The following is a 12428-nucleotide window of genomic DNA, read 5'->3' on the forward strand; positions in this document are numbered from 1 at the left end:
GTTATTTGTTTTTCTATTCGAACTGAACCTTTCCATAAACACCACCGCCACCCACAGCAATACCTAATTGGCCTGTTCGGGCTAAATCAATCATTTTTGCAATTTTATGGGGCACGATTTGTTCAAGCTGTTCTACTGTAACCTGATGCAAGATAGTCATCTCCGTACCAAAAGCTTCAATTAGACGTTCCATCATTTTCGGACCTAAACCTGGAATAAATTCAAGAGGAACTTGATGAATATAAGGAGGTCTTTCACGAACATTCCCAATAGGATCAGATAATTCTTTTATACGCGTCGCAACACCTTTTATAATTTGCACACTACCACAAACTGTACAGCTTGTTGCTGCTGTTTTTAACTGTTCCCCACATTTTGTACATACTGTTTGATGGTATTTACCGAGCAAGGGATTTAATCCATAATTGGCTACAATCGCTCGACCTTCCCATTCATGAAGCGCTTTTTTTAGTTCTGAAAAGTTTGCCTGCTTTAATCGTAGCTTTTGATATTCACGAGCAATTTTTCCGAGTGAATGTGCATCGGAATTCGTCACGAATGTATATTGTTGAAGTTCGCTTATATCACTCACCATATTTGTATCTGAGCTTAAGCCTAGTTCGACTGCATCAATTAACTGTGGATCAAATACTTCCGTCAAACTGAGATGTACGCCTTTACCAAACAAGCTTTTAAAAGGTGTAAATACATGCGCAGGAATAAAAAGTCCCCCTATATCACGCACCTTTTCTTGCAATGTTCGACCATCACAATAAATACGCTGAGAGCTCAAATGGATATTTTTCATATATTTACGCATCCATTCCGAAAACTCCTTCATTTTCAAAAGCGTTGGAAAATAGGCTAGCACATGAATGGGTCCTTGACAGTTACGATCATATATTTCAATTTCCGAGCCGGGGATAAGAATTGTCTCTTGAAAACGAAGACCCCCTTCAGCTAATTCCTGCAGTTCACCCCGATTAATCATTATCGTCATTTCTTCTATTACTTCAGGCGATTGGCAATCAATAATCCCAATTATGTCTAGCCCCTTTCTAGCACTTGCTGTCTCTAAAATCCTTGTTAATGTTAAAGTTTTACTACCTGTAATCTTTACTGCACGGTCACTTAACGTACGCCCAATATGAATATGTAAATCTGCATAGTACTCTTTGAACATTGAAAACCTCTCCTTTAAGCATTACTTTTCAATAAAATGAAAAAACCTTACATAGCTGCAAGGCATTCCCACAATTATGATGGATGATTATTATGAGTGCTATTATTAGCCTGAAAAGCACCCGATCCTTGTGATGGCGTTGTTGCAGAATCATACGCAACTAAAGTAACACCAATTTTCTCCTCCAGCTCATTTATTTTATCGAGCTGCTGTTGATCTAATTGAGCAAACTTAACCTCTTCCATTTGTCATCACGTATCCTTTCAGAAGTAAAGTTCCCGGAAAAGCACCTATATATACAAAAAAAATACTGACTGATTATCAGTCATTTGTTTTGACTTCATTTCATCTATTCAGTAAAATACTAAATAAGTACTCCAAAAGTGAGGGATTTCAGATGTCAAAAGAAGAAAAAATTATTCAAGCCGCTATTGAAGTATTTCGTGAAAAAGGAATTGAAAAAGCGAAAGTGTCTGATATCGTTAAAGCTGCTGGAATTGCACAAGGCACATTTTATCTTTACTTTCCATCACGTCTGTCCGTCATGCCAGCTATTGCAAAAGTCATGGTCGAAAAAATTATAGCAGCCATTGAACAAGGCATTCATGGGCAGGAATTATTTGAACAACAGCTTGAAAAAGTAATAGATATTGTCTTTTCTTTAACGGAAGAATATCGAGATGTCTTTGCTCTTATTTATGCTGGGATCACCCAAACAGAGCATATGAAAGAATGGGAAAACATCTATGCACCATACTATGAATGGATGAACAATTTCTTATCAATGGCACAAAAGAAGGGTATTATACGCAGTTCTTTAAATACCACACGCTCTACGAAGCTTATTATTGGTTTAGTAGAGTCTGCAGCTGAGCAGATTTATTTGTATGATGACAGTGAGGATGAAACAATTAAACTCCAAAAACTTGAACTTCTTGATTTTTTACATCATGCACTCGGCCTACGTCACAAATAGTGACGTTCTCTTTTACTGCCTAATTGACTGATTGTCAGTCAAAAATTATTTAAGAAAGGAATTTAACGATGCAAAAAGATTGGATTTATGTTGGTTTAACAAGTTTATTTGAATTGTTTTGGATTTTCGGCTTTAATGTAGCAAGCACTTGGTGGCATTGGATTATTATTGTATCCCTAATTGCTCTTGATTTTCATTTTCTATCAAAGGCTTGTGAAAACCTACCTACTGGAACTGTGTATGCAATTTTTGCTGGAATAGGGACAATTGGAACAACTCTGATGGACATTTTTATTTTTGATGGTGAATTTAACGCTATTAAGGCCATCTTTATGTTTATTTTAGTTCTTGGCGTTATTGGGCTTAAGCTGGCTGATAATTCACCAACAAATAAGGATACAAAGAAAGAGGCGGAAGCATAATGGGTTGGTTACTCGTTTTATTAGCATCTATTGCAGAAATTGTCGGTGTGGTTGGTTTACGTTTCTACAGTCAGAAAAAAACGGTACGTGATTTCTTATTATATGTTGGCGGTTTTGGTCTGTCATTCGCCCTTTTATATGCATCCTTTAACTATTTACAGTTAAGTATTGCCTATATAGTATGGATTGGCATTGGTACTGTTGGTGCCGTAGTCGTTAATATTATTTTCTTTGGAGAATCTAAAAACTTTACCCGAATTATTAGTATCATTGCCATTATCATTGGTGTAGCTGGTTTAAAAGCAGTAGCTTAATGCGAAAAAGAAATTTTATTTTTCAGATGTCAATGGCGTCAGCTTCAGTCCATCGTATTGTTAAATATGCCGTATAAACGTTTTTTTCATGAGCAAGCTAGTAGCGATCTTACGATAGACTTGCTTGAGGCGTTTGACCAACATTGTTAGTTACTCACTTGTTTTAGTGCGAATTTGAAGGAAGTCTTATAAAGGAGTTAAAAAAAATGGCTTATTTGTTACAGGTTGACTTTACAATGGACGGACCTTTTGGTGTAGAAATGTCTGAAGGTTTTCAAGACTTAGCAAGAAGTATTAACGATGAAGAAGGTTTCATCTGGAAGATTTGGACTGAAAATGCAGTTGCTAAAGAAGCTGGTGGCGTGTACTTATTTAATAGTAAAGAAAGTGCTGAAAAATATTTAGCTATGCACTCTGCTCGTTTAACAAGCTTCGGTGTCACTACTATTCGTAGCAAAATTTTTGAAGTGAATGAAGCATTATCTAAGATTAACCACGGCCCAATTCAACAATAACAAATAAAAATGGACCTTTCTCAAATGTATTGAGAGATGTCCATTTTTTCATCTTTTGACTTTATGCATCCAGCTTTCTATTGCGTTATCCTATGTACTTGCCTTCATAATATTCTTTCAAGTTGTTTGTAAAGTCGAAGTTTCTTTCGGAGCTATTTTCGTGAATTGTTCAGATACATATGTTAAGTAAGGTCTGCCCGTCAGATGATGCATTTGAATATCTGCATGTACACCAAATACTTCCCATAGTAAAGCTGGTGTCAGTACTTCTTCTGGCGTTCCATAATGAACAATTCTCCCCTGCTGTAAAACATAAATAGTATCACAATACATAGCAGCGATATTCAAATCGTGTAGCGCAGCTACTACAGTCAAATGTAAAGTCTGAATTAAATCCATCAGTTGTAATTGGTGCTGAATATCTAAATGATTCGTTGGCTCATCTAGGATAATCACCTGGGCTTGCTGAGCGAGAGCACGAGCAACCATGACTCGTTTTTTTTCCCCTCCTGAAAGGGAGCCAAAGCTACGTGTTTCTAAATGGGCAATGCCCGTTTGGGATAATGCTTCTTTGACAATGCGAAAGTCATCTTCATGGTCAAGTTCAAACAATTTTTTATGAGGGGTTCTGCCCATGCTAACCAAATCTATTACTTGAAAATCGAATAATACAGGTGTTTCCTGACTAACAACGGCTAAATTTTTAGCAATGGATTTACTCGATTGTTGCAAAATGTCTTTCTCGTTCAGTAAAATCGTTCCACTTTCTGGCTTTAATAGACGATACATATTTTTTAAGAGTGTTGATTTCCCACTACCATTAGGACCAATTAAACCAACAAATTGCTTTTCTTTTATTTGAATGCTCACTTCATGTAAAATACGCTGATCATGAATGGAGAATGATACATGTTGTGCTTCTAATGTCATATTTTTTAATCTCCTTCTCCGAAAGAATAATTGTTACGACGCAGTAACCAAATGAAAAATGGTCCTCCGCAAAATGCAGTAATAATACCAATTGGCATTTCCTCTGGTGCAATTAGTATTCGTGCAAGTGCATCTGCCCAAACTAAGAAAATTGCTCCTAATAAAGCACTAATTGGGATAACGTATTTATAATTTGAGCCTACTATTAACCGTACAATATGCGGAATAATCAAACCAACAAACCCAATTGAGCCACTAACTGCCACAAGTACACCTGTAAGTAGAGATACTAGAATAACAAGCTGTATTCGGAATTGTTGTAGATTAACCCCTAAAGTGACTGCTGCCTCTTCTCCAAGTAGTAACAAATTTAAATTTCGATAATGCAGCCAAAGCAATACAAATACAATGATGAAAACAACCGTTGGAATGAGTAGATTACTCCATTTTGCACCTGCAAGACTGCCTAGCATCCAATACATTACTGCCTTCATGCCGCCCTCTTGCTTGGACATCATTAATATAAAATTCGAAGTGGCAGATAAAATAAAGGATACCGCCATTCCTGCTAGTAACAAGCGGAAGATAGAAATTCGCCCACCAACACGTGATAAGAAAAAAACTAATACAATCGCAATTAAAGAGCCTAGAAAGGCCGAGATAGAAAGCGCGTATATGCCAAAAAATGAAAACGCCCCTAAAATTATGACGGCCGTCGCACCGACAGTTGCACCTGATGAAACCCCCAAAATATATGGATCAGCAATTGAATTACGAACAAGTGCTTGAATGGCAGCACCTGCAATGGCTAATCCTCCCCCAACGATTGCGGCAAGGAAAACACGTGGCACACGAATTTGCCATATGATAATTTCTTGTGAGCGACTCCAATCTTGCACTACCCAATTTTGAACGAGTGGTATTTTCGAAAAGATAACTTTCCAGACATACAACGGTGTAATAGAAACGGAACCTATCATGATAGCGAATGTAATTGAAATGATTAGCAGTAGAAGGAGCATCATAGAAAGTAAGATAAATTTTTTATTTGGGCGTTGTGTCAGTTTATTCATCTGTTTATTAACTCCTAGTCAAAAATGATAGATGTGAAGCAATAAAAAAGGGTATTCTACGCAAAAATTTTGCATAGAAATACCCTGGAATAAACAAAAGTAAGAAACGTATCCTTCAATTGTCCGTAATTGCTTACATCCTCGTGGGCATTACAGGAAAAAACTAATTGGCAGGTCTCCTGGCTTCGATTCATCATTGCTATGACAGCCTTCCCATTTTGAACAGTGGCTTATATATCATAGAACTCCTCGTTACAGTTGCGGGACAGCGTCGGATTTACACCGACTTCCCTTTTAAGTGATGCTTTAAGGGCATCACACCAATAGTATCTGAAATATTAAAATTATGACGATTCTAACATACATAATTATTGTAGTCTATACCTATTTTTTCTATTTGTCATATCTAACCTTGTATCTCATTGCTATGAAGGGGCATTTGCGTTAACTTATTTCAATATCAAGTTGACACAAAGTTTTTATTTTCTTAAAATATCACTATTAACTATATTAAATCGGGGTGAAATGATGACAACCGTAGCTGAACATTCGCATCATAAATTAAGAACAGTCGATCTTGCATACATTGGCTTATTTTCTACATTGATGATGATTGGTGCCAATATTACTTCCTTTGCACCTTTCATGGTAGTTGGCAGCGTACCTATCACATTACAAACATTTTTTGCTATTTTAGCAGGACTTATTCTTGGTAGCAAAAAAGGTGCGCTTGCCTGTACCGTCTATATGTGTATTGGTTTAGCCGGAGCACCCGTTTTTGCTCGTTTCGGTGGTGGCTTCGGACAAATTTTAAGCCCGACATTTGGCTTTATCGTAACCTTTATTTTAGCTGCCTTTATAGCAGGACTTATTGTAGAAAGAAGTGCCACGAAAAAAAGCTATGTCATAGCTGCACTAATTGCCACTGCCATTAATTATTTACTCGGTACAAACTGGATGTACTTTGCTTACAAGCTATGGGCTAGTGCACCTGAAGGTTTCACTTACAAAATGGCTTGGCTGTGGATGATGCCCCCATTACCAAAAGATATTATCTTAGCAGTATTCGCTGGACTTTTCGGCTATCGTGTGCAAAAAGTGCTGAAAATTATTCCTATGAAATAAAAAGAAACCTATATTGATGAAAACTCCGCTTCTTCAGCTACATGCTTGAGAGCGGAGTTTTCATGGTTATCCTTATATCTGTAAAATAATACTGACTTCATCCATATTTTCTGCACATTCATTTGCTATATTAATTGCAAATGATTTAGGAGGAATTGGATATGGAACTACAAAGAAAATGGCATGTAGGCTTACTAATGGTTGTTGCCTTTTTGGCATTATCCGCATGTTCAGAAGATACAGCTGATATAAAAAAACAAGACACTGCTGAACAGCAAACTGAAATAGATCATTCTTCGATGAATCATTCCAGTTCTGGTGAAGTACCAGAAACTTTGAAAAATGCAGAAAACCCAATGTATCCCGTCGGTAGCACTGCTGTGATTACGGATGAACATATGGAAGGCATGAAAGGTGCAGAGGCAACGATTGTTGGTTCTTATGATACAACTGCTTACATGATTTCCTATGAACCTACTACAGGTGGCAAACGCGTGGAGAATCACAAATGGGTCATTCATGAGGAATTATTAAATCCAGGTAGCGCACCATTAACACCTGAAACAGAAGTAAAAACGGATGCATCTCATATGAAAGGCATGGTAAATGCAACGGTGCGCATTGATGAGGCACTACAAACAACCGTTTATATGATTGATTATGTTTCCACAACAAATGGTGATGTTGTAACAAATCACAAATGGGTTACTGAAGATGAACTAACCAAAAATGAATAGCTGAAGGGGCTACTAAATAAGCCCCTCAGCTATAATTAATACAAGCATATTTTTATTGGCGTACTTGCACGCTTTTAGAGCAACCTCTCATTTTATCATCAACCATCGGCATCAATCGATTTATGCCATTTGTAGCCGATTCCCCACACGGTTTGTAAATAATGATCGGCTGGAAAACCGCTTTTTCTCAATTTCTCTCGTAAATTACGCACATGTGAATCAATTGTCCGGTCTTCAATCGAAACATTAAATCCCCACACGCTATTTATTAGATGCTCTCTTGAAAAAACTTTATTTTGATATTCAAGAAATAACGCTATCATTGAAAATTCTTTCGGTGTTAAAGCAATCTCTTCCTGCTGAAAATGTAATTCAAAAGACTCTTTATTTAAACGCAATCCTTCGAAGATAATTTCATTTCCAATTGGTTTAGTTCTCCTTAAAACTGCATGTATCCGTGCAAGCAATTCTTCTTCGTCAAAAGGTTTTAGCATGTAGTCATCTGCCCCAAGATTTAGACCTTTCACAATATCAGTCTGTTCCCCTTTAGCTGTTAGCATAATAATGGGCACATTCCAATACTTCCTAATTTCCTGACATACTTGCCATCCATCCATTTCTGGCATCATGATATCCAACAATATTAAATCCACATGTTGTTCTTCTAAATAAGCTAATGCATCTTGGATAGATGACATTGAAATACAATGAAATCTAGGCTCTAGATAGAGAGATAATAAGTCCAGCATTCTCGGTTCATCATCAATTAATAATATTGTCGTCATTTGTTCCGACTCCCTTAAACGATAATTCAAAAGTAGTTCCTTTGGTTTCTTCACTACGAACTATGACTTCTCCACCGTGTGCATGTACAAGCTCTTTAACAATCGCAAGGCCTATACCTGAACCACCTAGTGCACGGGAACGTGATTTCTCTACCCTGTAAAAACGATCAAAAATAAATGGAAGGTCCTTCTTCGGAATACCTTTTCCCGTATCTTCAATCGTTATTAGCAATGTTTCATTGAAATGTTTGACATGTACTATAGTTGTATCTCCAGCAGTACAATATGCTAATGCATTATGAAGAAGATTAATAATAATTTGTTCAAACCTTGATGGATCAGCCATTAAAGATAACTTTTCTTCACATTGCACTGTGAAATGTATCTGTTTTTCCTGAAAAGCTGGACTAAGTTTTGTCTCAATATTTGAAAAAAACTCGGTCATATTAAGACGTTCTTTTGCTACGACAAAAGAGTTTTCATCCATCTTTGCTAAATCAAATAGATCACTTATTAAACGCGCAAGTCGATTTGTTTCTTCTATAATGATTGCTAAGTACTTCTGTCGAGCTTCATCGCTTAAATCACGTTTATAGAGAATGTCGGTATAGCCTTTAATGAATGTTAAAGGCGTTCTTAGTTCATGCGCTATACTCGATAAAAATTCTTTTCTTTCCTGTCTCAAATGTTTTAATTCATCCGATAATTTCTGTATCGCATTGGATAAATCACTCAGCTCGTCTTGGCCGTTTGTAGTAAGAGCTACTGTAAAATCACCTTTACTCAGTTTCAAGGTAGCTTCTTTCATTTGAATTAATGGATGCGCAAGCTTTCTAGATAAAATAATAATGATAGCGATAGTTACCAATCCAGAGACTATCCCAACAATTAGGAAATGTTTATTTAATCGCTCCATTAAGGCGTGTATTGACGCTGTATTCTGAAACATGTAGACATAACCAATCGTCGTTTGGTCCTTTTGAATCGGGCTTATTGTTGCTATAAACGCTTCTTTTTTCCAATTATCTTCTAAAATGCTTCCCATATAAGGGATAGGCTCCTTTAAGTTCTTCAAATATTTTTCAGTTTCAGAGTAGACTCTAGAATTTGCCAATGTTTTTCCATCCTTATCGGTAATGACCACATCCGTCTTTGCTTCTGATTCCATTAATGCTACATGAGAGAGGGTTTCCAAATTGAAATTTTGTTCTAATATTGCTCTATGCGAATTCCCTCTCGCTTGTAAACTATCTAATTCTTCCTCAACCCTTGAATTGGTTAAAGAAACATGTAAAAAAAACATCATGAACGTCTCAATGCTAAATAATGTAACAAAAAAAATAATACCAAGCTTTAGTGAAAGTTTACTCATCCGCTTACCACCATCGTTTGAATTTCATAAAATTATATCGTTAAAGTTTGAAGATTTCATGCAGAAGCAATTTGGTAGCCTTATTTAAAAATAAAAGGATGATTCTCATCAAAAGAGGAATCATCCTTTTATTTTAAGCGTATTTTGGCATCCAGTATAAGAAGTTCTCAATAACTTGGTCAAGGAATTGTACAGTACCTTCATCTGTTAATTTACCTTCAGCATCGAATTTAGTGTGTACAGCGCCTATATACACATCATTCCCTCCAAGTAATGGGGAATTAATGCCTGGTGAGAATAGAATATCACGTAAATGTAATTGTGCCTTAACGGTCCCTAAGTTACCCATTGATGCACCCATTATGAAAGAAGGCTTACCCACCATTACTTTGTCTACACGAGATAACCAGTCAATTGCATTCACCATAACCCCTGGTACTGTACCGTTATATTCTGGTGTTACCCAAAGTACTGCATCTGCTGCTTTTACTTTTGCTTTAAAATCTAAAACAGCTTGTGGGGCTTCATTTTCGATATCTTGGTCATACATTGGTAAATCACGTAAGTTTAATACTTCAAGCTCAAATTTTTCTGTATAGCGTTTTTGAATGAAATTTGCTAATTGTTTATTATAAGATTCTTTACGGATACTACCCACGATTGCTACTACTTTCATGATGTTCCTCCTAAATGTTCATTGCGTTTATTATTTGTCTTGCAATTTTATTTTATACCGCACTAATAATAGGTGGCAAATTCTTCAACTGGTTTACGATATCCACGTAGGCGACGACTACTTTCTTTTTCCTTGCCGATTGTAATCATCAGTGCAATTTCTTGCGTGTCTGGCACATTGAACAGAGCTCTCATTCTTTCTTGATCAAAACCAATCATTGGACATGTATCCCAGCCACGATTTTTTGCAGCCAACATGAATAACATAGCTGAAAGAGATGCATTACGAATTGCATCTTCCCTCTTAAATTCCTCGCCTCGTTCTTCATAAAAGTTCGTATTTTCATCAATAAGATGCTGAAGCTCATAGTCAGTAATAATACCTAAATCGACCATTCCCTGGTTAATATGGACCGTTTGTTTATAAGCTTCTTTATCTCCTAACACTAAAATCACACCCGAAGCTGCATGCACCTTATATTGACCAAATGCCGCTTCGCGTACTCTTTCTTTCATTTCCTCATCGAGGACAATAATGTATTCTGCATGTTGTAAATTAAATGCAGATGGCGCAAGCTTTACATCCTCTAAAATTGGACGGATATCCTCCTCGGTCATTTGGATTTCTTTGATAAAATTGTTTGCAGACCGACGTTTGTCTATTAGTTTTGTAAATTCCACTTATACGACCCCCATATAATAAATCATTATTCATATTCTTTATCGAAAGAAACCGTACTTCTTACAGTATCAATAGGACGTACTAGCCCTTCAATTTGTTCACGTTTAGCTTCTAAGAAAGGTGGCAATGATAATTTTTCACCTAACGTTTCATAAGGCTCATCGCCCATAAAACCTGGACCATCTGTTGCCCATTCAAATAAGATTTGAGGTGCCACACGCGCATATAGTGATTCAAAGAAGTGACGGTTTACGTATCCAGATGTATGGAAGCCAAAACCTTCTAAACGCTCTGTCCATTCATCTAAAACAGCACGATCTGCAACACGGAATGCAGCATGATGCACAGTACCAAAACCTTGACGAGCTACTGGTAAAACAGTGTTATATTCTACCACTATTTGTGCACCATTACCGCCCACGCCTACCTCGAATAAGTGATAGTCACCTTCATTTGCAATTTCTGTGAAGAGCATTACTTTTTCTAGCATGTCTTTAAAATATTTTAAATCAGCAACACGCACAAATACTGGACCTAATCCTGTAATTGCATATTCGAGAGGGATTGGTCCGTCTTGCCATGGTGTGCCTGATACAACACCTGTGTTGTTTTCATCAGAAATAAGTTGATAGTGTTGATCATCAAAATCAACAAAAGATAAAGTTTGCTTTCCGAATTGCTCTTTAATGCCCGTATGTTTAACATTTAGACGATCAAATCGTTTTACCCAATAGTTTAAGGCTACATCCGTTGGCACACGGAAAGATGTTTTTGAAATTTCATTTGTGCCATGAACTCCCTTTGGAATATTCGGGAAGTCAAAGAATGTCATATCTGTTCCTGCACTACCTTTATCATCTGCAAAGAATAAGTGATACGTTTGAATGTCATCTTGATTGACCGTTTTTTTCACTAAACGCATGCCTAACACATACGTAAAAAATTTGTAGTTTTCTTCAGCGCTACTTGTAATAGCTGTAACGTGGTGGATTCCTTTTAAGTGATTCATAGTATTAGCTCCTCCTATTTATCTCGATTTCGAGATATATGGTTAAAAAAATTTTATTTTTTAGCGGCATTATGGCCGACCTTTTTAAGTAACAGGATCATTGTTTCCACTTCATGTATATCTAATACTTCAAAAATTTCATTTATAATGTACTCATGCTGTGGAAAAATTCTTGCCATCAATACTTGTCCTTCATCTGTTAACAATGCATAGGTAACACGACGATCTCTTGGACATGCACGACGACAAACAAGGCCCTTCTGCTCAAGCTTATCAATAACATACGTAATACTACTGCTAGCAATTAATATTTTCTTACCAATGACTTGAATCGGCTGTTCGCCATAGTGGTACAAAAATTCAAGTACCCCAAATTCTGTTTGATTTAAATCATAATGAAGTAAATCCTTCTTTGTCGCATCTTGAATTGCTTGATAAGCTCGGAACATGACCGTAAATGCTTTTAAATTACGATTGTCTTCCTTCATACGACTCCCTCATTTCATTTACCTCGAAATTAAATATCTTTAATTCGAGATAATAATAACACATAGCCTATCAAACATCAATCATTTTCCCTCTCTTGATACGGACAAGGCAAACTCTCAAATTTTTTCGAATTTGTCTACA

General features: G+C 36.6%; 16 protein-coding genes and 1 riboswitch. Of the genes, 6 read left to right on the plus strand and 10 right to left on the minus strand.

The features are described 5' to 3' along the window. Window positions 1-13: 13 nt before the first annotated feature. Complete coding sequence (locus ACQKII_RS18765; protein WP_427461841.1) at window positions 14-1183, minus strand: endonuclease Q family protein; 1170 nt, start codon at window positions 1181-1183, stop codon at window positions 14-16. 74 nt (window positions 1184-1257) lie between these two features. Then, complete coding sequence (locus ACQKII_RS18770) at window positions 1258-1428, minus strand: hypothetical protein (protein WP_427461843.1); 171 nt, start codon at window positions 1426-1428, stop codon at window positions 1258-1260. Window positions 1429-1580: 152 nt separating this feature from the next. Here ACQKII_RS18770 and ACQKII_RS18775 point away from each other — a divergent pair, with 152 nt between their 5' ends. The 4 genes from ACQKII_RS18775 to ACQKII_RS18790 all read left to right on the plus strand — a co-directional run bounded on the left by ACQKII_RS18775 (window position 1581) and on the right by ACQKII_RS18790 (window position 3410). Further along, window positions 1581-2159, plus strand: a complete 579-nt coding sequence (locus ACQKII_RS18775; RefSeq protein WP_427461845.1) for a TetR family transcriptional regulator — start codon at window positions 1581-1583, stop codon at window positions 2157-2159. Window positions 2160-2227: 68 nt separating this feature from the next. Then, a complete protein-coding gene (locus tag ACQKII_RS18780; protein ID WP_427461847.1) occupies window positions 2228-2581 on the plus strand; it encodes a DMT family transporter in 354 nt (117 codons plus the stop codon). Further along, window positions 2581-2895, plus strand: coding sequence for a DMT family transporter (locus ACQKII_RS18785; RefSeq protein ID WP_427461849.1), 315 nt, complete (start codon window positions 2581-2583; stop codon window positions 2893-2895). The genes ACQKII_RS18780 and ACQKII_RS18785 overlap by 1 nt, the downstream gene beginning before the upstream one ends. A gap of 206 nt (window positions 2896-3101) precedes the next feature. Beyond that, a complete protein-coding gene (locus ACQKII_RS18790) occupies window positions 3102-3410 on the plus strand; it encodes a monooxygenase (RefSeq protein WP_427461851.1) in 309 nt (102 codons plus the stop codon). A gap of 117 nt (window positions 3411-3527) precedes the next feature. On the opposite strand, the gene ACQKII_RS18795 is transcribed toward ACQKII_RS18790, so the two are convergent. Both ACQKII_RS18795 and ACQKII_RS18800 read right to left on the minus strand, forming a co-directional pair. Further along, window positions 3528-4340 carry an ABC transporter ATP-binding protein gene (locus ACQKII_RS18795; RefSeq protein ID WP_427461852.1) on the minus strand — a complete coding sequence of 271 codons (813 nt, stop codon included), beginning with the start codon at window positions 4338-4340 and terminating at the stop codon, window positions 3528-3530. A 5-nt stretch (window positions 4341-4345) separates the two neighbouring features. Continuing rightward, a complete protein-coding gene (locus ACQKII_RS18800; protein ID WP_427461854.1) occupies window positions 4346-5413 on the minus strand; it encodes a FecCD family ABC transporter permease in 1068 nt (355 codons plus the stop codon). 152 nt (window positions 5414-5565) lie between these two features. Next, window positions 5566-5753: riboswitch (cobalamin riboswitch) on the minus strand. Between the two features lie 188 nt (window positions 5754-5941). Here ACQKII_RS18800 and ACQKII_RS18805 point away from each other — a divergent pair. Both ACQKII_RS18805 and ACQKII_RS18810 read left to right on the plus strand, forming a co-directional pair. Next, the gene (locus ACQKII_RS18805) at window positions 5942-6538 is read left to right on the plus strand and encodes a biotin transporter BioY (protein ID WP_427461909.1); all 597 of its coding nucleotides are present in this window, start codon (window positions 5942-5944) and stop codon (window positions 6536-6538) included. Window positions 6539-6699: 161 nt separating this feature from the next. After that, entirely contained in the window at window positions 6700-7275 is a 576-nt protein-coding gene (locus ACQKII_RS18810; protein WP_427461856.1) for a DUF1541 domain-containing protein, read from the plus strand. Between the two features lie 98 nt (window positions 7276-7373). On the opposite strand, the gene ACQKII_RS18815 is transcribed toward ACQKII_RS18810, so the two are convergent. The 6 genes from ACQKII_RS18815 to ACQKII_RS18840 form a co-directional block, all read right to left on the minus strand. Further along, window positions 7374-8060 (minus strand): response regulator transcription factor, encoded by a 687-nt coding sequence (locus tag ACQKII_RS18815; RefSeq protein ID WP_427461858.1) that lies wholly within the window; start codon window positions 8058-8060, stop codon window positions 7374-7376. Next, the gene (locus ACQKII_RS18820) at window positions 8038-9432 is read right to left on the minus strand and encodes an ATP-binding protein (protein ID WP_427461860.1); all 1395 of its coding nucleotides are present in this window, start codon (window positions 9430-9432) and stop codon (window positions 8038-8040) included. Before ACQKII_RS18820 ends, ACQKII_RS18815 begins: the two co-directional genes overlap by 23 nt. Window positions 9433-9565: 133 nt before the next feature. Beyond that, complete coding sequence (locus tag ACQKII_RS18825) at window positions 9566-10108, minus strand: NADPH-dependent FMN reductase (RefSeq protein ID WP_427461862.1); 543 nt, start codon at window positions 10106-10108, stop codon at window positions 9566-9568. Between the two features lie 62 nt (window positions 10109-10170). After that, window positions 10171-10788: a nitroreductase family protein gene (locus ACQKII_RS18830; RefSeq protein ID WP_427461864.1), complete on the minus strand. Its 618-nt coding sequence runs from the start codon at window positions 10786-10788 to the stop codon at window positions 10171-10173. 26 nt (window positions 10789-10814) lie between these two features. Next, window positions 10815-11798 carry a ring-cleaving dioxygenase gene (locus tag ACQKII_RS18835; protein ID WP_427461866.1) on the minus strand — a complete coding sequence of 328 codons (984 nt, stop codon included), beginning with the start codon at window positions 11796-11798 and terminating at the stop codon, window positions 10815-10817. A gap of 53 nt (window positions 11799-11851) precedes the next feature. After that, window positions 11852-12286: a MarR family winged helix-turn-helix transcriptional regulator gene (locus ACQKII_RS18840; RefSeq protein ID WP_427461868.1), complete on the minus strand. Its 435-nt coding sequence runs from the start codon at window positions 12284-12286 to the stop codon at window positions 11852-11854. Between the last annotated feature and the right edge of the window lie 142 nt (window positions 12287-12428).

The organism is Lysinibacillus sp. NPDC048646 (assembly GCF_050272295.1).
GTDB lineage: Bacteria > Bacillota > Bacilli > Bacillales_A > Planococcaceae > Lysinibacillus.

Coding starts and splice junctions, on each gene's coding strand:
- ACQKII_RS18825 (WP_427461862.1), bottom strand. CDS start 10,108: ATGAAAGTAGTAGCAATCGTGGGTAGTATCCGTAAAGAATCTTATAAT.
- ACQKII_RS18795 (WP_427461852.1), bottom strand. CDS start 4,340: ATGACATTAGAAGCACAACATGTATCATTCTCCATTCATGATCAGCGT.
- ACQKII_RS18785 (WP_427461849.1), top strand. CDS start 2,581: ATGGGTTGGTTACTCGTTTTATTAGCATCTATTGCAGAAATTGTCGGT.
- ACQKII_RS18800 (WP_427461854.1), bottom strand. CDS start 5,413: ATGAATAAACTGACACAACGCCCAAATAAAAAATTTATCTTACTTTCT.
- ACQKII_RS18805 (WP_427461909.1), top strand. CDS start 5,942: ATGACAACCGTAGCTGAACATTCGCATCATAAATTAAGAACAGTCGAT.
- ACQKII_RS18765 (WP_427461841.1), bottom strand. CDS start 1,183: ATGTTCAAAGAGTACTATGCAGATTTACATATTCATATTGGGCGTACG.
- ACQKII_RS18815 (WP_427461858.1), bottom strand. CDS start 8,060: ATGACGACAATATTATTAATTGATGATGAACCGAGAATGCTGGACTTA.
- ACQKII_RS18810 (WP_427461856.1), top strand. CDS start 6,700: ATGGAACTACAAAGAAAATGGCATGTAGGCTTACTAATGGTTGTTGCC.
- ACQKII_RS18820 (WP_427461860.1), bottom strand. CDS start 9,432: ATGAGTAAACTTTCACTAAAGCTTGGTATTATTTTTTTTGTTACATTA.
- ACQKII_RS18790 (WP_427461851.1), top strand. CDS start 3,102: ATGGCTTATTTGTTACAGGTTGACTTTACAATGGACGGACCTTTTGGT.
- ACQKII_RS18835 (WP_427461866.1), bottom strand. CDS start 11,798: ATGAATCACTTAAAAGGAATCCACCACGTTACAGCTATTACAAGTAGC.
- ACQKII_RS18840 (WP_427461868.1), bottom strand. CDS start 12,286: ATGAAGGAAGACAATCGTAATTTAAAAGCATTTACGGTCATGTTCCGA.
- ACQKII_RS18780 (WP_427461847.1), top strand. CDS start 2,228: ATGCAAAAAGATTGGATTTATGTTGGTTTAACAAGTTTATTTGAATTG.
- ACQKII_RS18775 (WP_427461845.1), top strand. CDS start 1,581: ATGTCAAAAGAAGAAAAAATTATTCAAGCCGCTATTGAAGTATTTCGT.
- ACQKII_RS18770 (WP_427461843.1), bottom strand. CDS start 1,428: ATGGAAGAGGTTAAGTTTGCTCAATTAGATCAACAGCAGCTCGATAAA.